Raw genomic sequence first — 20,639 nt, forward strand, 5'->3', positions numbered from 1 at the left:
AACTCAAGGTGTCAGCACAGAAGAAACAAGCAGCTGTGTGTAGGCATGCTGGGGATCATCCAGTACCTGATCGGTCAATCCGGTTTCCACTACCTGCCCACGGCGCATGACGATCAGGCGCTGCGCCAGCAAGCGAGCTACCGCCAGATCATGGGTGACAATTACGACCGCCAATCCTAGCTCGGTTACCAGTCTGCGCAGCAGATCCAGCAGGCGCGCCTGAACCGACACATCCAGACCACCGGTGGGCTCATCCATGAACACCAGGCGCGGGTGTGTCACCAGATTGCGGGCGATCTGCAGCCGTTGCTGCATACCGCCGGAATAGGTGATGGGCTTGTCGTCAATGCGATCAATATCAAGCTCTACGTCCGCCATCCAGCGCTCGGCGGTGGCCCTTAGATCACCGTAGTGACGCTGGCCCGTTGCCATCAGGCGTTCGCCGATATTGGCACCGCCCGAAACCCCCATGCGCAGTCCGTCCCGGGCATGCTGGTGGACGATGCCCCATTCGGTACGCTGTAGCTGGCGTTGACGCGACTCACTCAGTCCATACAGATCCAGCCGCTCGCCCTCCCGGTTCACGTACTGGATCGAACCCTGATCCGGTGCCAACCGTGCAGAGAGACAGCTCAACAGCGTGGACTTGCCGGAACCGGACTCACCCACTATGCCCAGCACTTCACCGGGGTAAAGATCGAAACTTACATCGGCGCAGCCCTTGTCGGCCGCATACAGCTTGGTGACATTGCGTACCTGCAGCAGTGGCTCGGTATTCATGCGCTTTCCCCCTGTTCTGCCACGCGTGTACGGCAGTAATCCGTATCGGAACAAATAAACTCATGGTTGCCACAGTCATCCATCACCACTTCATCCAGGAAGCTGTCGCGGGAACCACAGATGGCGCAGCTGGCATCCCAACGCTGGATTTCAAAGGGATGGTCCTCAAAGTCGAGACTGCGCACCTCCGTATAGGGCGGCACGGCATAAATCCGCTTTTCACGGCCCGCTCCAAACAGTTGCAGCGCCGGGCAGTTATCCATTTTGGGGTTATCGAACTTGGGAATCGGAGACGGATCCATCACATAGCGGCCGTTAACTTTCACCGGATAGGCGTAGGCCGTAGCGATATGGCCGAACTGGGCAATATCCTCATACAGTTTGATGTGCATGACGCCGTAGTCTTCCAGCGCATGCATCTTGCGCGTTTCCACTTCGCTCGGCTCGATAAACCTCAGCGGCTCGGGAATCGGCACCTGATAGATCAGAATCTGGTCTTCCTTGAGCGGCTTTTCGGGAATGCGATGGCGAGTCTGGATCAGAGTGGCCTGCTCCGTCTGTTCGGTGGTTTCCACCCCGGTCAGATCACGGAAAAAGGCGCGGATGCTGACGGCGTTGGTGGTATCGTCAGCACCCTGGTCAATCACCTTAAGCCGGTCATCCGTACCTATAACCGCCGCTGTTACCTGCATACCACCAGTACCCCAGCCGTAGGGCATGGGCATTTCGCGGCCCCCAAAGGGAACCTGGTAACCAGGGATTGCCACGGCTTTGAGCAGTGCCCGACGGATCATTCGCTTGGTTTGCTCGTCGAGGTAGGCAAAGTTGTAGCCTGAACGTACAGCCTCGATACTCATGATGTTGCCTCCTCTGAGCGGCTCGCTTCTGCCTTCCGAATGCGGCGCAATAGTTCCAGCTCCGACTGAAAATCCACGTAATGCGGCAGTTTGAGATGGGATACAAAACCGGCTGCTTCCACGTTGTCACAGTGGGACAGTACAAACTCTTCCTGCTGCGCCGGAGATTTGATCTCCTCATTGTATTCATCGACCTGAAGCGCACGGTCGACCAGTGCCATGGCCATCACCTTGCGTTCACACTGACCAAAGCCCAGGCCATAGCCGCGGGTAAACTTCACTTCGTCATCTTCATGGCGGGTGAAGCCATTCACCATCTCACACTCACTGACGCGCAAGCTGCCAATCTCGATCTCGAACCCCAGTTCTTCCGGCACGATGCTGACCGCCACTTCACCGATGCGGATTTCACCGGCAAAGGGATGGTTGCGCCCATAGCCCCGCTGCGTTGAATATCCCAGCGCCAGCAGAAACCCCTCGTCACCCCGTACCAGAGCTTGCATTCGCGCGCTGCGGTCACAGGGATATACTGGCGGGTCACGGGTGATATCGGCAGGCTCATTACCACTGTCACGTTCGGTGACCATCAGCCCTTCACGCTCCAGCAGTGCCGATACTCGCGCCATAGTGGTTTCTGAGCTCTCAGCTGCAGCACCCATGTCGGCCTGTGCAGCCGTTTCGCCCTCTGCCAGCAGGGCAAAATCCAGCAGACGATGGGTGTAGTCGAAGGTCGGCCCCAACACCTGGCCACCCGGCAGATCCTTGTAGGTGGCGGAAATCCGACGCTCCACCTGCATCCCGTCGGTGTCGATCGGTTCGCTGGTATAGAAACGGTTCAGCGTGGTGCGATAGGCTCGCAACAGAAAGATTGCTTCCACCAGATCACCGGCTGACTGCTTGATCGCCAGTGCAGCCAACTCCGGGTCATACACCGAGCCTTCGGTCATCACGCGGTCTACCGCCAGTGACAACTGTTCCCTGATCTGGTGTACCGCCAGTTCCGGCTGTTCAGGGTTGCCTCTGCGATGCTGAGCAAGCAGGTCATGTGCCGCCTGAATCGCTTTCTCGCCCCCTTTTACTGCAACGTACATCAGATCACCTCCACATCAGTGGTTCTTGGAATTGCCGTCACACGCTCACCCGATACCAGAATCAGATCCAGCCCCAGCGGAAAGGGATGTGGCCGCTCAGTCAGATAGCTCAACAGGTCAGCCCCCATGTCTGATACACAGAGCCTGCGCCGTCCTGAAATACCGGGACCACTGAGTTCCAATTCAACCAGTGCATCCCCCACCGGCGCATTCCCTAGTTGTTCCAGCTGCACGACCAGTGTGCAGCTGCGATCCGGATATTCAGGCTCCCCTGCTTTCAACTGCTCCAGTGGCGGCAGTTCGCCCGGAACACTCAGTACAAAGTCTGCCTGCTGTGCATCACTCGCCAGCGGTGCCCCTGCGTGGAAATTCAGGTTGGTGCGAATGGCAGCAGTGTTGAATACAGGTGCCAGCCATACCGGTGTTGTTTGATCACACAATGCCAGCAGTGCAGTCATGCCCGCCGGGGCCAGATGATCGATCCCTTGCGCCTGTTGCAGTGAACGGATTACACCGGGCTCACTCATTACTTTAAGCAGCACTCGGAAGGCCTGTTGGGCATCACCGACCGGCTGACTGAAGCCCGGTTTTAGCAGTGCATCGGTCATTTCAATCCTCCCCCCGCACCAGCGTGAAGAAATCAACGCGTGTTGCATCCGTTTGTTGCTGTTGTTCTGCACGCGCCGCGCGCTGCAAAGCTTCTATGGGACGTATCACTCGTTCCATCAGAGCCTCACCCATTTGAGCATCCTGCAGCAGTGCATCCAGTTCGGCTGCACGCCGGGCATGAGCCTTGTTACGCCCCCCGATATAGCCATAGCCAACGGTGTTGAGGGAGGAGCGAACGACACAGCGTGTCAGGGTCATGTCACCCAGGTTAAACTGATCGCCGGTGTTACCCATCCGTGCACGCACCTGAGTCAAACCGACCTCCGGCGCGCGGATCATTTCAAAGCCGAACTCCTGCACCGCGGTCTCGGACAAGCCCAGCAGTTCGTCGGTCGGGGCATGGGCCAGCACCGACATCCAGTGCTGGCGCTGTTGTGTGGTAAAACTCATGGCTTTGGCTCCACGCTGTATTCAAATAGATCGCTTCTGCTTCTGGCGATCGAGTATTCACGTAAAACGCCTGTATCCCGGCAATAGTTATGCGTATGCACTTCCATAACCGGAATACCGCGAGAGATAGAAAGCTGGGTGCACTCATCCAGTGTTGGCATGCGTGCACGCAAACGGGTGGTGCCGCGCCTGAGCGAAATGCTCCACTCATCGCGCAAAAACTGATGCAATGAACCGCCACTGAAGGCATCAAGTGCAGCATCAGGCAAGCCAAACAGGTAATGCCGTATCAAGCAGACCGGATCACCCTCAACCAGCCGGCGGGTCCTCAACTCGTGCACCCGGACCCCTAGGGCAAGATCAAGCTGGCCGGCCAGTGCTGCCGGAAGCACAACCTGCTCACAGCGCACGATCTCGGTTTCCAGCCCCAATCCAATCTGGTTAAGATTGTGTGAGAACGCCGCACGGTCATGCAGGGCATAATCAATCGGCGTTTGCACAATCTTGCACCCCAGGCCCTGATAGCGCCTTACCAGACCGTCCTGGACCAGCTCGTCAATTGCACGCCTGACGGTATGGCGATTGACGCTGAACCGGTCTGCCAGACGGCTCTCTGGCGGCAGCAGGTCCCCAGTGCTGTACTGAGTCATGATTTCATCGCGCAGCTGGGATGCGATTTTTCGATACACTGCCATTTGTCTATACAAGTCCTCTGAAAACGACACTCATTTCAAATGAATGCCTTGCGCAGACGCTGTGACAGAAGGTCAGTAAGCGTCACACTGATAATGATCACAATCATCACGGCGCAGGTTTGCTGAAACTGAAAGCCGCGAATGCTTTCCCACAAAATGACGCCAATACCACCCGCTCCAACCATGCCAACCACAGTGGCAGAGCGAACATTGGACTCAAATCGATACAGTGAATATGAGATCCAAAGCGGCAGAACCTGCGGGATCACGCCATACAGAATCTCTTCGAGCATGTTGGCGCCTGTTGCACGCACACCCTCTACAGGCCGTGGATCAATGGCTTCAACCGCCTCGGAAAACAGTTTTGCCAACACGCCGGTTGTGTGAACGAACAGCGCCAGCACCCCTGCAAAGGGCCCCCCAGGCCTACGGCCACTACGAACAGCATTGCAAACACCATTTCATTGATCGCACGAGTGGCATCCATCAGACGCCGAACTGGCTGATACACCCACACCGGCATCAGGTTTTCGGAGCTCAGGATTCCAAACGGAACCGACAGAAAGATCGACAGCACCGTGCCCCACAGCGCGATGTGCAGCGTGATCACCATCTCTTCCAGGTAAAACCCGATATCGCTGAAATCAGGCGGAAAAAAATCGCCGGCAAATTCAGCCATGTTGCCGCTTTCGGTAATCAGTACCAGCGGATTAATCTCTGCAGCATCCCAGCCCCAGCCCAGCAATGAAAACAATACAACCCAACTGATTGCCACCACCCAATTAAAGGGCTTTCTCACGTCAGCAAGGGTCTGAGCAGTCGATACGGTCATGAAAAACTCACTTTGGTTAACACCCGAACCGACCCCCCTCAATGGGGGAGTCGGAACAGTGGGTCAATCAATTAACAGAGGCAGACTCTAGGGCGTGCAGGCGACGGTTCAGGGCTGATAGCTGAGCATCAATTTCACCCAGTTTTTCTTCCCGTTCACGGGAAGAGAGTTTTCCATCTGCCGCTACCTGTGCACGCTGCTTGAAGAGTTCAAGCTGTCGAATAGGCAACAACTGGTCATCAGTTGATGGCTTGAAAGGCGCCCACTGTAGAGCCTCCAGAACAGCAACCTCCTTTTCGTTGCCTGTAGTGCCATATGACATGAAGAAGTCATAAATTCTGGATTTCGCACTTTCAGGCAAATTCTTGCGCCATACGATCGGATCAGACGGGATCAGGGGGGATTTCCAGACCACCTTGACCTGATCATATTTATCTGGGTGGGTCACTTTGATTCGAGCCAGGTTCTCGGTATTGTTTGTAGCGACATCGACCTGACCGTTCGCTACTGCCAGGAAATTCGCTTCATGGCCCGCATTGGTCATCCGCTTGAAAATCTTTTTCGGATCGACTCCGTTTTTGGCGAAAACGTAGTAGCTCGGCACCAGGAAGCCAGAAGTTGAATTCGGATCTCCATTACCGAACGCAAGCTCACCTGCCTTGTTCAGTACATCATCTACTGAATTGAGCTTATCGTTATCCTTGTGTGCTATAAGCACGCTCCAATAGCCGGGATTGCCCGAGAAATCGACGGTCTGAGCGAAAATTTCGCCACCTGCACGATCAACCGCTTCCATGGCAGACTTGTTGCCATACCAGGCCACATCAACCTTATCAAACCGCATCGCCTGAATAATGCCGGCGTAATCGGATGCAAAAAAAGGTTTGACCTCCATACCCAGGTCTTCAGACATATCGGCCAGGAACGGCTCCCATATGGTGCGCAGGTTCTGGGAAGACTCAGTGGATATGATGCCGAAATTGAGGGTTTTCATCTCGTCAGCCTGAGATATCTGTGGTGCCGCCAGCATGGCAGTCATTGCAACACCGGCCGTCAGACCAGAGAAAAGCTTCTTGAGTTTCATGTACTGCTCCTGATAAGGGTTTCAAGCAGGGTTAAGTTCATAGACTGGAGTAGCGGGCGATGTCTCAGCCACATCCTGAAGGCTTTCGGCGCCTATCTGGGTGCCATAAAGCTTGCTGAGCATCTGTCCATCCATGGCAGAAATCGGGCCATCGAAAAATATCTCGCCAGCCTGAAGGGCAACGGCGCGCTGACAGTATTTCTGGGCATAATCAACCTGATGCAGCGTGACCACTACGGTGATGCCCAAGTCGCGGTTAATACGCTCAAGCGTTTCCATGACAAGACGGGAGGATTCCGGATCAAGCGAGGCGATCGGCTCATCAGCCAGAATGACCTCTGCCTTCTGCATCAGGGCACGGGCAATGGCGACCCGTTGCTGCTGGCCACCTGACAACTCTGAAGCTCTTTTGAGCGCATGCTCACGCAGCCCCACCAACTCCAGGGCACGCAATGCTTCCAGCTTTTCTTCCTGCGTAAACCAGCCGAGCATGCTGCGCCAGACCGGTACACGACTGAGGCCGCCTATCAGTACATTGGTCAGCACACTCAGACGGTTAACCAGGTTGAACTGCTGGAAGATATTGCCGATACGAGCGCGGGTGGCACGGATATCACGCGCACTGCGCCCCCTGCTTTGAACCGGCACCCCAAGCACTTCAATTTCGGATTGAGAATTTTTATCGGCAAGCGTAAGGCATGAAAGATGCCGCATCAGCGTCGATTTGCCCGAGCCAGATGAGCCAATTAGCGCAACCATTTCACCCGTTTTTACCTCAAGCGAAATCGCGTTGAGCACTCTTGCTTCGCCAAAAGACTTCTGCAGGCCATGAATCTTGATGGCAGACATTGTTCGCCCCTCTTTAAGTCAGATGACCCAAAGCTTAAAGAGGGTTTGTTACACCAAGGTTGTCTAGATATGTATATTTGTTTACAAAAGGATTGCTTTTATATTTCAGAAGGGTTAAATCTCCTGATACTTTTGCAGAAACTCTTCTCCTGGCAGCTGGCGAAAGTCTCTCAGTCTTTCTGCGAATACTTCATGCGGCCAGTTCCACCAGGCAAGGCGCTGGAAACCGTCAATCACCTCATTGCTAAACCTTTTACGGATTGGCTTTGATGGCACACCACCGACAATCGTGTAAGGCTCAACATCCTTTGATACTACTGCCCCTGCCGCGATAACCGCACCATTCCCAACCGTAACCCCCGCCAGGACGACAGCACCATGCCCAATCCAAACATCATGCCCTATTGTGACAGGATGCTCTCTTCTCCACTGAAAAAAACCATCATCGTCTTCTCCAAAACCATACATTGAACTTCTGTATGTAAAGTGGTGCATCGCGGCCTTTTCTACAGGATGATTGCCAGGATTTAAACGTGTATGGGAGGCTATGGAGCAAAATTTTCCTATAGTGGTATTTATAACGTCCGAGTCGTCACTTATGTAAGAATAGTCGCCCAACGCTGTATTAACCACTTTACATCTGGACCCAATCTCATTATAAAGACCAAATTCAACATTTGATAATAAAACATCACTGCTTATACTTGGATCAGGCGATAAATTCTTCACATTAAAAATCTCTTTTAAATTAGATGGTTAATCTTTAGACTTTCTTCTTTTCAAAAAAGCCTTTAGCTCTTCTTTTTCTTCTTTAGTCAACCAAGTATCTATCCAATCCTTTATATCTTTTCTGTTATTAGATAGAGCACCCCATCTCTTATAAGCAGTCAGATGCTTTTTATTAACAACGGCCAACCCATCGACGGTATCGAGACATTTCTTAGGAAAAGAATTTTCAGTCATGAACTTTCTATCAATCCACCATATAATATATCCTTTTTCATCTTTTTTGATATTCATAATACACCCTCATATTTAATCAAACCTTTTTATTCCAACATAAGCGCATTACAAAAATATGAATGCATGGATCAAGCCCACCTCATTTGAGAGTATGCGCTGCACAGGATGGATTGATTCAAGGGCTTCGTCACAGGAAGTGGATTTCCGCTCTTTCCCGGCGGACAGTGTCATGTCAGGGTATTCCAGGATATGGCGCGCACAGATAAAACGGTTATCTTCGCCATACCCGTTCGTGGCAATATACTGCAGCGGATACGGCAGGCTTCGTGCCAGATAGGGTCAATACGGGCTACGCACCTGGCAGGATGAAAACAGGATTGGGCGATGAGCCGCTACATGCACACAGACGTTTTCGCCTTCAGCATATCGATGCAGCCCCTGCTCCAACACCTCGACCTCGCGCCCTGTGTGCAGACGAATGCAGTAAAGCGTCAGGCTGCCCTGGAATTCAGCCGAACACACCTCTCCGGGTACCCCACCATCGTGGCTCAGGTAAAGATCACCCGGACGCAAAAACAGTTGCACATCACAACCCGCATCCACCCCCAGCGGCTCGGCAAACTCAAGCAGCCCCAGTTCCGTCTCGACGGCGGTGGCTTCTTTTATCGTTCCCTGGAACAGCTCTCCCTTGCCAACAAAAGCGGCCACTTCGGGACTGACCGGCTGGTAGTACAGGGACTCGGGCGTGCCCCATTGCTGTACGCGACCGGCTGACAGAATGCCGATCTTGTCACTGATGGTGAAGGCTTCCTGTTGGTCATGGGTCACCATGATCGCGGCGATGCCACGACGCTTGAGGATCTGGCGCACTTCCTGCGACAACTGACGCCGCAGATCGGTATCCAGATTGGAAAACGGCTCGTCCATCAACAGCAGGCGGGGGTCGGGTGCCAGCGCACGCGCCAGAGCAACGCGCTGTTGCTGACCACCGGACAGTTCATGCGGGTAACGCCGGCTCAGGTCGGGCAGCTCGACCAACTCAAGCACATCCTTGACCCGACGCTGCTTCTCGCTGCTGGCCATGCGGCGCAGGCCAAAGGCGATGTTGTCGGCAATATTCAGGTGCGGGAACAGGGCGTAATCCTGAAACACCATCCCCATGCCGCGCTGCTCCGGCGGCACCACATGGGCGGCACTGCTGATCAGCTGCTCACCGAGTCGAATCTCACCCGCCTGAGGGGCAATAAAGCCGGCAATGGCACGCAGCACGGTGGTCTTGCCGCAGCCACTGGGGCCCAGCAGACAGGCGATCTCGCCAGGCTCGATATCAAAGCTGACACTGGCCAGCACCGTCTGCGACTGATACGCGCACTTGAGACCTTCAATACGGAGCAGAGCTGACATCCAAACCTCGCAGCAGGCAGAGTTTCAGGGGGCATCTATGATAGATGAAAACCATTCTCAGATCATCCGAGCGCAGCAAGAAAACGTGTCCAGTCAAATGCCGGGCCGGGGTCAGTCTTTCGACCGGGTGCAATATCACTGTGACCGGCAATGGTTTCAGGGCCAAGTTGCGGATAGGTTGCCAAAAGCGCCTGAGTCACCGCGATCAGACATTCATACTGGGCATCGGTATAGGGGCAATCATCCGTCCCTTCCAGCTCGATGCCGATGGAAAAGTCATTGCAGGCTTCACGCTCCCGAAAGCAGGACCTGCCCGCATGCCAGGCGCGGCGATCGAAGGGTACGAACTGGGTCATGCGGCCATCCCGCTCGATCAGCAGATGGGCGGAGACCTCAAGCCCCTCGATTTCGGCAAAGAAGGGGTGTCCGTTCGGGTCCAGTCGATTGGTAAACAGCTCGGCAATATGACCACCACCAAACTGCCCGGGCGGCAGGCTGATATTGTGGATCACCAGCAGCGAGATTTCGTCTTCGGGCCGGGCGTTGCAGTTGGGTGAAGGCAGAAAACGGGCACCCTTGATGCGGTGCTGTTCAATTTTGACTGTCATCTGACTGAATACCACTCCCCTTTGACGTACTATCGCCGCGCGATTTCCGCTAAAATGCGCGCTCCATAGTACATCATACGACAGGCCCGCCACCATGCTGCTGACGCTGACCGAGCTCAAGCCCACCATCGAAGAAAACGTCCGTACAGCCCTGAATGAGGATGTCGGCAACGGTGACATCACCGCCGAACTGATTCCGGCCAGTGACCGGGCACAGGCGCGGGTGATTTCACGTCAGGAAGCGGTGGTCTGTGGCCGTGCCTGGGTGGATGAGGTGTTTCGTCAGGTGGACCCTGAGGTACAGGTTGAGTGGCTGGTTGAGGATGGAGACAAGGTCGAACGTGATCAGGTGCTGTTTCGCCTGCAGGGGTCGGCCCGTTCACTGCTCACCGGCGAGCGCGCGGCACTGAACTTCCTGCAAACACTCTCCGGCACCGCCACCCTCAGCCACGAATACGCTCAGCGTGTCGCCGGCACCCCGGTACGCCTGCTGGATACGCGCAAGACCATCCCGGGCCTGAGGCTGGCACAGAAATACGCCGTCAGCTGCGGCGGCTGCTTCAACCACCGCATCGGTCTGTACGATGCCTTCCTGATCAAGGAAAACCACATCATGGCCTGTGGCGGTATTGAGAAAGCGATCGAAACCGCCCGCCGCAACCACCCGGGCAAACCGGTGGAAATCGAGGTCGAGACAGAAGATCAGCTGGAACGGGCGCTGGTCGCCGGCGCCGATATTGTCATGCTGGACAACTTCAGCCCCGAGCGGATGATTGCAGCGGTCAAGCAGACCAACGGGCGTGCCAAGCTGGAAGCTTCGGGGAATATTACGGATGAAACCCTGCTCGACTATGCCAACACCGGTGTGGACTATATCTCCATCGGTGCCCTGACCAAGCACTGCCAGGCCGTGGACTTGTCAATGCGGATTGTTGAAGGTCTGTAAAGGCGAGCTACCACCAGGCCGAGATCGCCGCGATGCCCTGAGCACCCTGCTCTCTGGCCTGAGTAAGATCATATTCACTGAGCCCGCCCAACGCATATACCGGCAACCGGCACTCGGCCACCAGCTCGGCAAACCTTTCCCAGCCCAATACCGGCGCGCCCGGATGTGAGCGGGTGGGTTTGACCGGAGACAGGGTGATGAAGTCGACGCCCTTCTCGTGTGCCATGCGGATCTGCTCCGCGTTGTGGCAGGAGGCACTGAGCCAGCGCCCCTTGAACTGAGCACGACTGCCCAGCGCCTGCAAACGCGCCGACGTCAGGTGCAGGTGCTCGGCACACAATGCATTGGCCTGCTCAACGGATGTATTCACCCCCATCAAGGCATTGAACTCGGCACACAATGGTTGCAGCTGTTGATACAGGTCCGCAAAGGCGGTCTCGCTGAGCGACTTGGCACGCAGCATGACCTGAGTGATGCCCTGCTGCAGCGCCTGTTGCAGTTTTCCGGTACAGACATCAATGTCGTTCACGTCACCGGTAATCAGCAGCCGTGGCGACAGGCGTGCGGCTGTAATGATGGGCGTGTTGGCCGCCGGAAAGGCATAGTCGTCAAGCGCTTCGGGCGCGACCCAGCAGACCGGCTGACCTTCGGCCCCATGTGCTTCACCCTCAAACGCGGTCACTTCCCATACATCCAGCAGTACCGACTTGTCAGGATAGTGATGTGGAATACGGATCAAAGGCTGTGCTCGTGAAACCTGAATCCCCAGCTCTTCAAGCAGCTCACGGGAGAGCGCCTGAGCAACGGGTTCGCCGGGCTCCACCTTGCCACCAGGAAACTCCCACAGGCCGCCCTGATGCTTGTCATCAGGTCGACGGGCAATGAGGATGTGACCGCGGCAGTCACGAATGACTGCCGCCGCAACATGGATCAGTTTAGGCATATCAGATACAGATCAGCTGCGGTAGTCCGCGTTGATGCTGACATAGTCGTGAGACAGATCCGTAGTCCAGACCCGCTCCGTGACCTGACCGCGGTTGAGGACCACATGGATCAGAATCTCTTCACCGTTCATGACCGCCTGACCGGCTTCTTCGGTGTAGCTGGCCGCACGTCCACCCTTCTCGACAATGCAGACATCGTTGAGGTAGATCTGCAAAGCGTCCAGATCCAGATTGTCGATCCCAGCACGGCCCACACAGGCCAGAATACGACCCCAGTTCGGGTCACTGGCAAAGAGCGCCGTCTTGACCAGAGGCGAGTGCGCAATGGTATAGGCTACATCCAGCGCTTCCTTGCTGGTACCCGCTGACTCAACACGCACTTCAACAAACTTGGTCGCACCCTCTCCATCACGCACAATGGCGTGTGACAGTGACAGCATGACGCGCTCCAGCGCTTCGGTAAAAAGACTGGCCAGCTCGTAGTCCGAACCGTCAATCAGCACGCCGCTGGCACCCGTGGCCGCCAGCATGCAGGAGTCGTTGGTGGAAGTATCGCCATCGATGCTGATGCGGTTGAAAGAGCGATCCGCCACACTGCTCAACCACTGCTGCAGCAGCGGCTGCGGAACCTCGGCATCGGTAGCGACATAGCCCAGCATGGTGGCCATATTGGGCATGATCATGCCGGCGCCCTTGGAGATGCCGGTCAGGGTTACCGTTTTACCCCTGTATTCAAACTGCTCGCTGGCAGCCTTGGGACGGGTATCAGTGGTCATGATGCCCGAAGCGGCCTGCTCCCAGTTGTTTTCCGAGAGGTCGGCTTTGGCCGCATCCAGCGCCGAAAGAATCTTGGCTACCGGCAACGGCTCACCGATCACACCGGTGGAAAACGGCAGTACCGCTTCTACCGGCACGCCACACAGGTCTGCAACGGCTTCACAGCAGCTTATCGCATCACGCATTCCCTGCTCTCCGGTACCCGCGTTGGCGTTACCGGTATTGATCAGCATATAGCGTGAACCGGTCCGGCCCAGGTGCTGCTTGCAGATGCGCACCGGCGCAGCGCAAAAGGCATTCAGTGTAAACACGCCCGCCAGCGAGCTGCCTTCGGCCAGCTCCATCAGCACAATATCGCGTCGGCCCGGTTTCTTGATCCCTGCGGATGCGATACCCAGACGAAATCCCTTAACCGGATGTAACGGTGGCAAAGTAGCCGGACCAACTGCCATGATGCTGTTTTCCTTAATAATTAACTGATTTTACCGTGACACTGTTTGTATTTTTTGCCTGACCCACAGGGACAGGGGTCATTACGACCAACTTTCGGGGCGTTACGCACATAAGGCTCGGCATTCTCGGCAGATTCGTCACCCGCCGCCTGAGCCTGCTCGGCTCCAGAGCCGGCCATTGCACTGCCCTGCGCGTGCTCAAAGTTCATCTGCTGACGCTCGGCCTGGGCACGGCGCTCGGCTTCCATACGCTCAACCTCTTCCTGCTCGCGCACCTTAACGTGGCTCAGAATGCGGATCACATCACGTTTGATGTTATCCAGCAGGTCCTGGAACAGGGCAAAGGCTTCGCGCTTGTATTCCTGCTTGGGGTTTTTCTGCGCATAGCCGCGCAGATGAATACCCTGACGCAACAGGTCCATGGTCTGCAGGTGCTCTTTCCAGAGCGTATCAAGAACCTGCAGCATCACCTGCTTCTCGAACATGCGCAGTGTTGGCGCGCCAACAACCTCTTCCTTCGCTTTATAGGCCGATACGATCTCGTGATGGATTTTTTCGCGCAGGGTTTCCTCATGCAGCGAGTCGTCTTCATCCAGCCACTGCTGTATCGGCAGCTGCAGGGCAAATTCGGTTTCCAGCGCCTTTTCCAGTGCCGGCACGTCCCACATCTCTTCGAGACTCTGCGGTGGGATATGTTCGCTGATGGTGTTCTCGATCACCTCGTCACGCACCGAATCGATGGTTTCGGAAATATCCTCCGATGCCATCACTTCGTTGCGCTGGTCATAGATCACGCTGCGCTGGTCGTTGGCGACATCGTCATACTCCAGCAGCGACTTGCGGATATCGAAGTTGCGGCCTTCCACCTTGCGCTGAGCCTTTTCGATGGCATTGGTCACCATCTTGTGCTCAATCGCTTCGCCCTTTTCCATCCCCAGTGCCTGCATGAACTGACGTACACGCTCGGAGGCGAAGATGCGCATCAGGTCATCTTCCATCGACAGGAAGAAACGGGATGAGCCCGGATCACCCTGACGGCCGGCACGACCGCGCAGCTGGTTGTCGATACGGCGCGACTCATGGCGTTCGGTACCGATAATGTGCAGACCGCCGGCCTCGATTACCAGGTCGTGGCGCTCACGCCATTCGCGCATGGCTTCATCCACTTCAGCCTGGCTGCTGTCGGCCGACATCGCCTCCAGTTCAGCTTCCAGCTTGCCACCCAACTTGATGTCCGTACCACGACCCGCCATGTTGGTGGCGATGGTGATCGCGCCAGGGCGACCAGCTTCGGCAATGATTTCAGCCTCACGTCCATGGTTTTTGGCGTTGAGGACGTTATGCGGAATGTCTTCCTTCTGCAACAGTGCCGACAGCAGCTCTGATGACTCAACCGAAGCCGTACCCACCAGCACAGGACGGTTGTGTTCGCGACAGTAGCGGATCTCCTTGACGATCGCCTGATACTTTTCCTCGATGGTGAGGAACACGATGTCGTTGTAGTCCTTGCGCTGTACCGGACGGTTGGTGGGAATGACCACTACATCAAGGCCGTAGATCTGACGCAACTCGAACGCTTCAGTATCGGCAGTACCGGTCATGCCGGACAGCTTTTCATACAAACGGAAGTAGTTCTGGAAGGTGGTTGAGGCCAGCGTCTGGCTTTCCATCTGAATCTGGACACCTTCTTTCGCCTCAACGGCCTGATGCAGCCCCTCAGACCAGCGACGACCGGGCATGATCCGGCCGGTATGCTCGTCTACGATGACGATCTGGCCATTCTGAATGATGTAGTCCTTGTCACGCTGGAACAGGTAGTGCGCACGCAACGCTGCCAGCACATGGTGCAGCAGGTTCAGGTTCTGCGGCGCGTACAGGCTTTCACCTTCTGTCAGCATGTCGTGTTCGATCAGCAGGTCTTCCACCAGTTGGTGGCCGGCTTCAGTCAGTTCGACCGTGCGGTTTTTCTCATCGACCACAAAGTGCTCATCAACGACCTGCTCTGTATCTTTCGGGTCCAGCTCACCGTGGAACTGCTGCAGGCTGGGGATCAGCTGATTGATCTTGTGGTAAGTGGCCGAGCTGTCTTCGGCCGGACCCGAGATGATCAGAGGCGTACGCGCTTCATCGATCAGGATGGAGTCAACTTCGTCGACAACCGCGAAGCAGAAATCACGCTGTACCTTGTCAGCAAGACTGAACGCCATGTTGTCACGCAGGTAGTCAAAACCGAATTCGTTGTTGGTACCGTAGGTGATGTCGCAGGCATAGGCGGCACGCTTGGATTCAGAATCCTGTCCGGAGCGCACCACGCCAACGCTGAGGCCGAGGGACTCATACAGCGGACGCATCCAGTCGGCATCTCGCTGGGCCAGATAGTCGTTCACGGTGACAACGTGCACGCCGCGCTGCGGCAGTGCGTTGAGGTAAACGGCCAGGGTTGCGACCAGGGTCTTGCCCTCACCGGTTTTCATCTCGGCCACTTTGCCTTCATGCAGCGCCAGGCCACCGATCAGCTGTACGTCGAAGTGACGCATGCCCATCACGCGCTTGGAGGCTTCCCGCACAGCGGCAAAGGCTTCAGGCAGAATCTTGTCCAGCGGCTCCGCCTGTTCCAGACGCTCCCTGAACTCAACTGTCTTGCCCCTCAACTCGTCGTCGGAGAGTGCTTCGAAGGCTTCCTCCAGTAAATTGATCTGCTTGACGATCTTGCCCAGGCGCTTCAGCTCGCGCTCGTTTTTACTTCCCAGAATCTTCTTGAACAGTGAGGTCAGCATAATTCGACTTTTAACCGGTTGAATGCAAAGAGGCGGGAATGAGCCCGGAGATCCTTTGCCTGAAAAAATGGATACGACATTCTACCTGTATTGGGGCAGATAGTTGAATGTCAATGCGGCACAAATTTGATCTGGTGCCAGAGAGGCATGAAGCAGGGCCTGAAAACGACAAAACCGGCACTGGGCCGGCTTTGTTGGCAGCTTATGGCTGGGCGATCAACCCGCCGCAACCGGACGATGGTAGGAGATGGGTGCAGTTTGCTCCTGACCTTCGAAGGTCACCAGCTCCCAGGCATCTTCAGTTGCCAGCAGCTTGCGCAGCAGCATGTTGTTCAGGTAGTGACCGGACTTGTAGCCGTAGAATTCGCCAATCAGGCTCTTGCCCAGCAGGTACAGGTCACCGATGGCGTCCAGTACCTTGTGCTTGACGAACTCATCTTCGTAGCGCAGACCGTCTTCATTCAGGATCTTGAAGTCATCGACCACGATGGCGTTCTCAAAGCTGCCACCGAGTACCAGGTTCTGAGAGCGCAGGTATTCGATATCGCGCATGAAGCCGAAGGTACGCGCCCGGCTGACTTCCTTCACGAAAGAGGTACTGGAGAAGTCCAGAACCGCTTCCATGTTGCGGTTGGCAAATGCCGGGTGATCGAACTCGATGCAGAAGCCGACCTTGAATCCATTAAAAGGACGGAAGGTAGCGGTTTTGCCTTCGTTGCTTACCGTCACTTCCTTCTTGATCCGGATGAACTGCTTCGGTGCGTTCTGCTCTTCGATACCGGCGGACTGAACCAGGAACACGAAGGGGGCTGCACTGCCGTCCATGATCGGTACTTCTTCAGCGCTCAATTCGACATAGGCGTTGTCGATGCCCAGCCCCGCCAGTGCCGACAGGAGGTGCTCGACCGTGGCAACACGGATGCCATCACGCGCCAGGTTGGTCGACAGCGTCGTATCGGCCACGTTATCGGCGCGGGCCTCGATCTCGAAAACCGGATCCAGGTCCACTCGTCGAAACACGATGCCAGTATTGACCGGCGCCGGCTTCAGCGTCAGGTACACCTTCTGGCCGGTATGCAGACCGATGCCGGTGGCCTTGATGCTGTTCTTGAGAGTGCGCTGTTTGATCATCCGCTTCGCCAACCTAAAATGTTACAAAAATATCAGGAAATTCTAACAAACAAGTGACACCTTCATCAATCTAAAGGTTATCAGCTGCCTGCTTTTTAATCAGCCTGACGCCGCAGGAACGTGGGGATGTCCAAACTTCCATAGTCATCACGACGCCCATTCTGATCAACACCCGAATCCTGCTGCGGTTTATCCAGCAGCGCCTCTTCGCGCTGACGACGCAGAATGGTCGGCAGTTCGATTTCATCCAGGTTGAGCGAGCCATCCTGCTTGCGGCTGGTCGGCGCATTACCCTGAACCACTTTCATCGACTGGTTGCGCGTACGATCAAGCCCGGTGGCAACGACGGTTACCTTGATTTCATCACCCAGAGACGGATCGATGACGGTACCCACCACGATGGTGGCGTCTTCATCGGCGTACTGTTCGACGATATTACCCACCTCGGTGAACTCACCCAGGCTCAGGTCTTCACCAGCCGCAATGTTGACCAGAATGCCGCTGGCGCCGCGCAGGTCGATATCTTCCAGCAGCGGGCTGCGAATGGCCGCTTCAGCGGCTTCTTCGGCACGGTTGTCACCGCGTGCGACCGCACTGCCCATCATCGCCATGCCCATTTCAGACATGACGGTACGCACGTCCGCAAAGTCGACGTTGATCATGCCCGGGCGGGTGATCAGGTCGGCAATGCCCTGTACGGCACCCTTGAGCACATCGTTGGCCGCACTGAACGCGTTGACCAGACTGCAGTTCTTGCCCAGCACCTGCATCAACTTCTCGTTCGGAATGATAATCAGGGAATCGACTGCATCGCGCAGTTCGTTGATGCCCTCTTCCGCGATTTTCATCCGCTTGCGCCCCTCGAACGGGAACGGGCGAGTGACCACCGCCACGGTCAGAATACCCAGTTCGCGGGCAACCTCGGCTACAATCGGCGCGGCACCGGTTCCGGTACCACCCCCCATGCCGGCGGTGATGAATACCATATCGGCACCGGCCAATATTTCGGCGATCCGCTCACGATCCTCGATCGCAGCCTGACGGCCAATGTCCGGGTTTGCACCTGCACCCAGCCCTTTGGTCAGCTCACCGCCGATATGCAGCGCCGTACGGGCAGCATTTCGGCTCAGCGCCTGAGCATCGGTATTGGCACAGATGAATTCGACACCCTCAACCTCTTTGTTGACCATATATTGTACGGCGTTGCCACCACCGCCACCGACACCGATAACCTTGATCAGCGCACTCTGCGTAACACTCTCGACCAGTTCAAACATGTTTTCCTCCTTCCCGGGCGCCTGCCACTACCTTCCGGCGCTACCGGCAACTGCATTAATGAATTTCGCTCTTAGAAGTTGCCCTGCAACCATTCCTTGAACCGTTTCAGATACACACCCGGATTGGGTCTGGGCATGCGCGGACGTTCCTGCGGTACCGCAACCAGCTCAGTGCCAGCCTCTGCGGCGATGGGTGCCATCGGCACCTCGTGATCCTGTTTGGCGTAGTGCAGCAGGCCAATGCTGGTGGCATAGATCGGGTTGCTAAGCTGGGCTTCCAGCCCCCGAATGCCCTGCGGTCTGGCCAGCCGTACCGGCATATGGAAAATTTCTTCCGCCAGCTCCACGGCACCTTCCATCTTGGCGGTGCCTCCGGTCAGCACGATGCCGGCGGCCACCAGATCCTCGAAGCCACTGCGACGCAGTTCGGCCTGAATCAATGTGAACAGCTCTTCGTAACGCGGCTCGACCACTTCAGCCAGCGCCTGGCGGGACAGATCCCGTGCGGGACGGTCACCCACGCTGGGCACCTTGATCATCTCGTCGGCGTGGGCAAGCTGAGCCAGGGCACAGGCGTATTTGATCTTGATCTGTTCCGCATGCTGAGTCGGCGTGCGCAGCGCCATGGCGATATCGTTGGTAACCTGATCGCCGGCAATCGGTATGACCGCCGTATGGCGAATCGAGCCGCCGGTAAAGACGGCAATATCGGTAGTGCCTCCACCGATATCGACAATGCAGACACCCAGGTCCTTCTCATCATCGGTCAGTACCGCATAGCTGGACGCCAACTGCTCCAACACGACGGCGTCCACTTCAAGGCCGCAGCGGCGAATGCATTTTTCAATATTCTGAATTGCGTTGATCGCCCCCGTGACGAGGTGCACCTTGGCCTCCAGCCGCACACCCGACATTCCCAGTGGCTCCTTGATTCCTTCCTGATTGTCGATCAGATACTCCTGCGGCAGGATATGGATGATCTTCTGGTCCGCCGGAATCGCGACGGCACGCGCTGCATCAATCACTCGCTCAAGATCGTAGTCGGACACTTCGCGATCACGCACAGCCACGATGCCATGGGAGTTCAGACTGCTGATGTGGCTGCCGGCAATCCCCACCGTGACCCCATGGACCTTGCAGCCGGCCATCAGTTCAGCCTCTTCCACGGCACGCTGGATCGAGCTGACAGTCGACTCAATATTGACCACCACACCACGCTTCAACCCGCGTGAAGGCTGGGAACCGACGCCAACGATCTCGATTGTGCCCTGCGGGGTCATCTCGCCCACCAGACACACCACCTTAGAGGTGCCGATATCGAGTGCGACGATCATGTTACCTGCCATATCGCCCTTAACCTGCATTATCCTGTCCTGCTCCTGCGCGCCAGCTAACGGCCACGCCATTGGTATATCGAATGTCGATCTGCTCTATCTGCCCCGCCTTTTCGGCCAGATTCTGGCGATAGATGCTTAAAAAACGTTTCAGCCGCGGCACCAGCTGCTCACGGCCGGCAATAACGCGAATGCCGTTATCCAGCTCCAGTGTCCAGGCACCGCGCGTTTCCAGCGTCAGGCCCGTAAGCCGCAGCCCTTCACTGGAAAACATCCGGTTCAGGTCATGAAACTGCTGCATGATCCTGACCGTTTCATGGGCCGGCCCACTCAGTCGTGGCAACGCACGGTACTCCGGCTTCAGCTCGGGCCAGAAAATATCGCCCTGATGGTTCAGAAGCCCCTTGTCACCCCAGCGGGCAACCGGCACTTCCTCTTCCAGCTGTACCTCCAGCGAAGGCGGCCACTGCCGTCTGACACTGGCGCTGTGTACCCATGGATCACCGATCAACTGCTCCTGAATCTGCTTCAGATCCAGCTGCAGCAGCGGACTGGTGAGTCCTCCGGCCAGTGTCTGTGCCAGCGCGGTCTTGTCCAGATGGCGTGTCGCGCCCGCCATGCGGATCTCGGCTACCGGCTGATTCAGCCAGCCCCAGAGCTCACGCAGCGCCGAGCTGCCGATGCCGACAAACACCACCAGCAGCGTCAGCAACACAACACTGCGCCAGTAGCGATCCAGCCCCTGTTGTGTGTGTTGTTCGACACTGCCCCTGCTCATG

The 20,639-nt window shown here is 56.2% G+C and carries 22 protein-coding genes; 1 reads left to right on the plus strand and 21 read right to left on the minus strand.

Annotated features, from left to right (window positions below):
• Nucleotides 1-3: 3 nt before the first annotated feature.
• From phnK to ampD, 14 genes are all read right to left on the minus strand, one after another.
• Nucleotides 4-780, minus strand: a complete 777-nt coding sequence (gene phnK / locus ABIE60_RS00640; RefSeq protein WP_354466937.1) for a phosphonate C-P lyase system protein PhnK — start codon at nt 778-780, stop codon at nt 4-6.
• Nucleotides 777-1,637, minus strand: a complete 861-nt coding sequence (locus tag ABIE60_RS00645) for an alpha-D-ribose 1-methylphosphonate 5-phosphate C-P-lyase PhnJ (RefSeq protein WP_354466938.1) — start codon at nt 1,635-1,637, stop codon at nt 777-779. Before ABIE60_RS00645 ends, phnK begins: the two co-directional genes overlap by 4 nt.
• The gene (locus tag ABIE60_RS00650; RefSeq protein WP_354466940.1) at nt 1,634-2,728 is read right to left on the minus strand and encodes a carbon-phosphorus lyase complex subunit; all 1,095 of its coding nucleotides are present in this window, start codon (nt 2,726-2,728) and stop codon (nt 1,634-1,636) included. The genes ABIE60_RS00645 and ABIE60_RS00650 overlap by 4 nt, the downstream gene beginning before the upstream one ends.
• Nucleotides 2,728-3,336, minus strand: a complete 609-nt coding sequence (gene phnH / locus ABIE60_RS00655) for a phosphonate C-P lyase system protein PhnH (RefSeq protein ID WP_354466942.1) — start codon at nt 3,334-3,336, stop codon at nt 2,728-2,730. The genes ABIE60_RS00650 and phnH overlap by 1 nt, the downstream gene beginning before the upstream one ends.
• 1 nt (nt 3,337) lies before the next feature.
• Entirely contained in the window at nt 3,338-3,787 is a 450-nt protein-coding gene (gene phnG, locus ABIE60_RS00660; RefSeq protein WP_354466943.1) for a phosphonate C-P lyase system protein PhnG, read from the minus strand.
• The gene (phnF, locus tag ABIE60_RS00665) at nt 3,784-4,482 is read right to left on the minus strand and encodes a phosphonate metabolism transcriptional regulator PhnF (protein WP_354466945.1); all 699 of its coding nucleotides are present in this window, start codon (nt 4,480-4,482) and stop codon (nt 3,784-3,786) included. The genes phnG and phnF overlap by 4 nt, the downstream gene beginning before the upstream one ends.
• A 35-nt stretch (nt 4,483-4,517) precedes the next feature.
• Entirely contained in the window at nt 4,518-4,886 is a 369-nt protein-coding gene (locus tag ABIE60_RS00670) for a PhnE/PtxC family ABC transporter permease (protein ID WP_354466947.1), read from the minus strand.
• A complete protein-coding gene (locus tag ABIE60_RS00675; RefSeq protein ID WP_354466949.1) occupies nt 4,802-5,314 on the minus strand; it encodes a PhnE/PtxC family ABC transporter permease in 513 nt (170 codons plus the stop codon). Before ABIE60_RS00675 ends, ABIE60_RS00670 begins: the two co-directional genes overlap by 85 nt.
• A 67-nt stretch (nt 5,315-5,381) precedes the next feature.
• Nucleotides 5,382-6,398, minus strand: a complete 1,017-nt coding sequence (gene phnD, locus ABIE60_RS00680; RefSeq protein WP_354466950.1) for a phosphonate ABC transporter substrate-binding protein — start codon at nt 6,396-6,398, stop codon at nt 5,382-5,384.
• Nucleotides 6,399-6,419: 21 nt separating this feature from the next.
• The gene (phnC, locus tag ABIE60_RS00685) at nt 6,420-7,247 is read right to left on the minus strand and encodes a phosphonate ABC transporter ATP-binding protein (protein ID WP_354466951.1); all 828 of its coding nucleotides are present in this window, start codon (nt 7,245-7,247) and stop codon (nt 6,420-6,422) included.
• Nucleotides 7,248-7,361: 114 nt separating this feature from the next.
• Nucleotides 7,362-7,976, minus strand: coding sequence for a DapH/DapD/GlmU-related protein (locus tag ABIE60_RS00690; RefSeq protein ID WP_354466953.1), 615 nt, complete (start codon nt 7,974-7,976; stop codon nt 7,362-7,364).
• Between the two features lie 27 nt (nt 7,977-8,003).
• On the minus strand, nt 8,004-8,267 hold the full coding sequence (locus ABIE60_RS00695) for a hypothetical protein (protein WP_354466954.1): 264 nt from the start codon (nt 8,265-8,267) through the stop codon (nt 8,004-8,006).
• 282 nt (nt 8,268-8,549) lie between these two features.
• Complete coding sequence (locus ABIE60_RS00700) at nt 8,550-9,614, minus strand: ABC transporter ATP-binding protein (RefSeq protein WP_354466955.1); 1,065 nt, start codon at nt 9,612-9,614, stop codon at nt 8,550-8,552.
• A 62-nt stretch (nt 9,615-9,676) separates the two neighbouring features.
• Nucleotides 9,677-10,222, minus strand: a complete 546-nt coding sequence (gene ampD / locus ABIE60_RS00705; RefSeq protein WP_354466956.1) for a 1,6-anhydro-N-acetylmuramyl-L-alanine amidase AmpD — start codon at nt 10,220-10,222, stop codon at nt 9,677-9,679.
• Between the two features lie 94 nt (nt 10,223-10,316).
• On the opposite strand from ampD, the gene nadC reads away from it, so the two are divergent.
• Nucleotides 10,317-11,168, plus strand: a complete 852-nt coding sequence (gene nadC / locus ABIE60_RS00710; protein WP_502914931.1) for a carboxylating nicotinate-nucleotide diphosphorylase — start codon at nt 10,317-10,319, stop codon at nt 11,166-11,168.
• Between the two features lie 7 nt (nt 11,169-11,175).
• Here the strand turns inward: nadC and ABIE60_RS00715 are convergent, their stop codons facing one another.
• From ABIE60_RS00715 to ABIE60_RS00745, 7 genes are all read right to left on the minus strand, one after another.
• Nucleotides 11,176-12,111 carry a Nudix family hydrolase gene (locus ABIE60_RS00715; protein ID WP_354466957.1) on the minus strand — a complete coding sequence of 312 codons (936 nt, stop codon included), beginning with the start codon at nt 12,109-12,111 and terminating at the stop codon, nt 11,176-11,178.
• A gap of 12 nt (nt 12,112-12,123) precedes the next feature.
• Nucleotides 12,124-13,341, minus strand: a complete 1,218-nt coding sequence (gene argJ, locus ABIE60_RS00720) for a bifunctional glutamate N-acetyltransferase/amino-acid acetyltransferase ArgJ (protein ID WP_354466958.1) — start codon at nt 13,339-13,341, stop codon at nt 12,124-12,126.
• A 20-nt stretch (nt 13,342-13,361) separates the two neighbouring features.
• On the minus strand, nt 13,362-16,118 hold the full coding sequence (gene secA / locus ABIE60_RS00725; RefSeq protein ID WP_354466960.1) for a preprotein translocase subunit SecA: 2,757 nt from the start codon (nt 16,116-16,118) through the stop codon (nt 13,362-13,364).
• Nucleotides 16,119-16,334: 216 nt separating this feature from the next.
• Nucleotides 16,335-17,249: a UDP-3-O-acyl-N-acetylglucosamine deacetylase gene (lpxC, locus tag ABIE60_RS00730; RefSeq protein ID WP_354466961.1), complete on the minus strand. Its 915-nt coding sequence runs from the start codon at nt 17,247-17,249 to the stop codon at nt 16,335-16,337.
• 95 nt (nt 17,250-17,344) lie between these two features.
• A complete protein-coding gene (ftsZ, locus tag ABIE60_RS00735; protein WP_354466962.1) occupies nt 17,345-18,526 on the minus strand; it encodes a cell division protein FtsZ in 1,182 nt (393 codons plus the stop codon).
• A gap of 71 nt (nt 18,527-18,597) precedes the next feature.
• Complete coding sequence (gene ftsA / locus ABIE60_RS00740; protein ID WP_354466963.1) at nt 18,598-19,890, minus strand: cell division protein FtsA; 1,293 nt, start codon at nt 19,888-19,890, stop codon at nt 18,598-18,600.
• Nucleotides 19,880-20,638, minus strand: a complete 759-nt coding sequence (locus tag ABIE60_RS00745) for a cell division protein FtsQ/DivIB (RefSeq protein ID WP_354466964.1) — start codon at nt 20,636-20,638, stop codon at nt 19,880-19,882. The genes ftsA and ABIE60_RS00745 overlap by 11 nt, the downstream gene beginning before the upstream one ends.
• Nucleotide 20,639 lies beyond the last annotated feature (1 nt).

Origin of the sequence: Marinobacterium sp. MBR-109 (genome assembly GCF_040547565.1) — a bacterium.
Taxonomy (GTDB): domain Bacteria; phylum Pseudomonadota; class Gammaproteobacteria; order Pseudomonadales; family Balneatricaceae; genus Marinobacterium.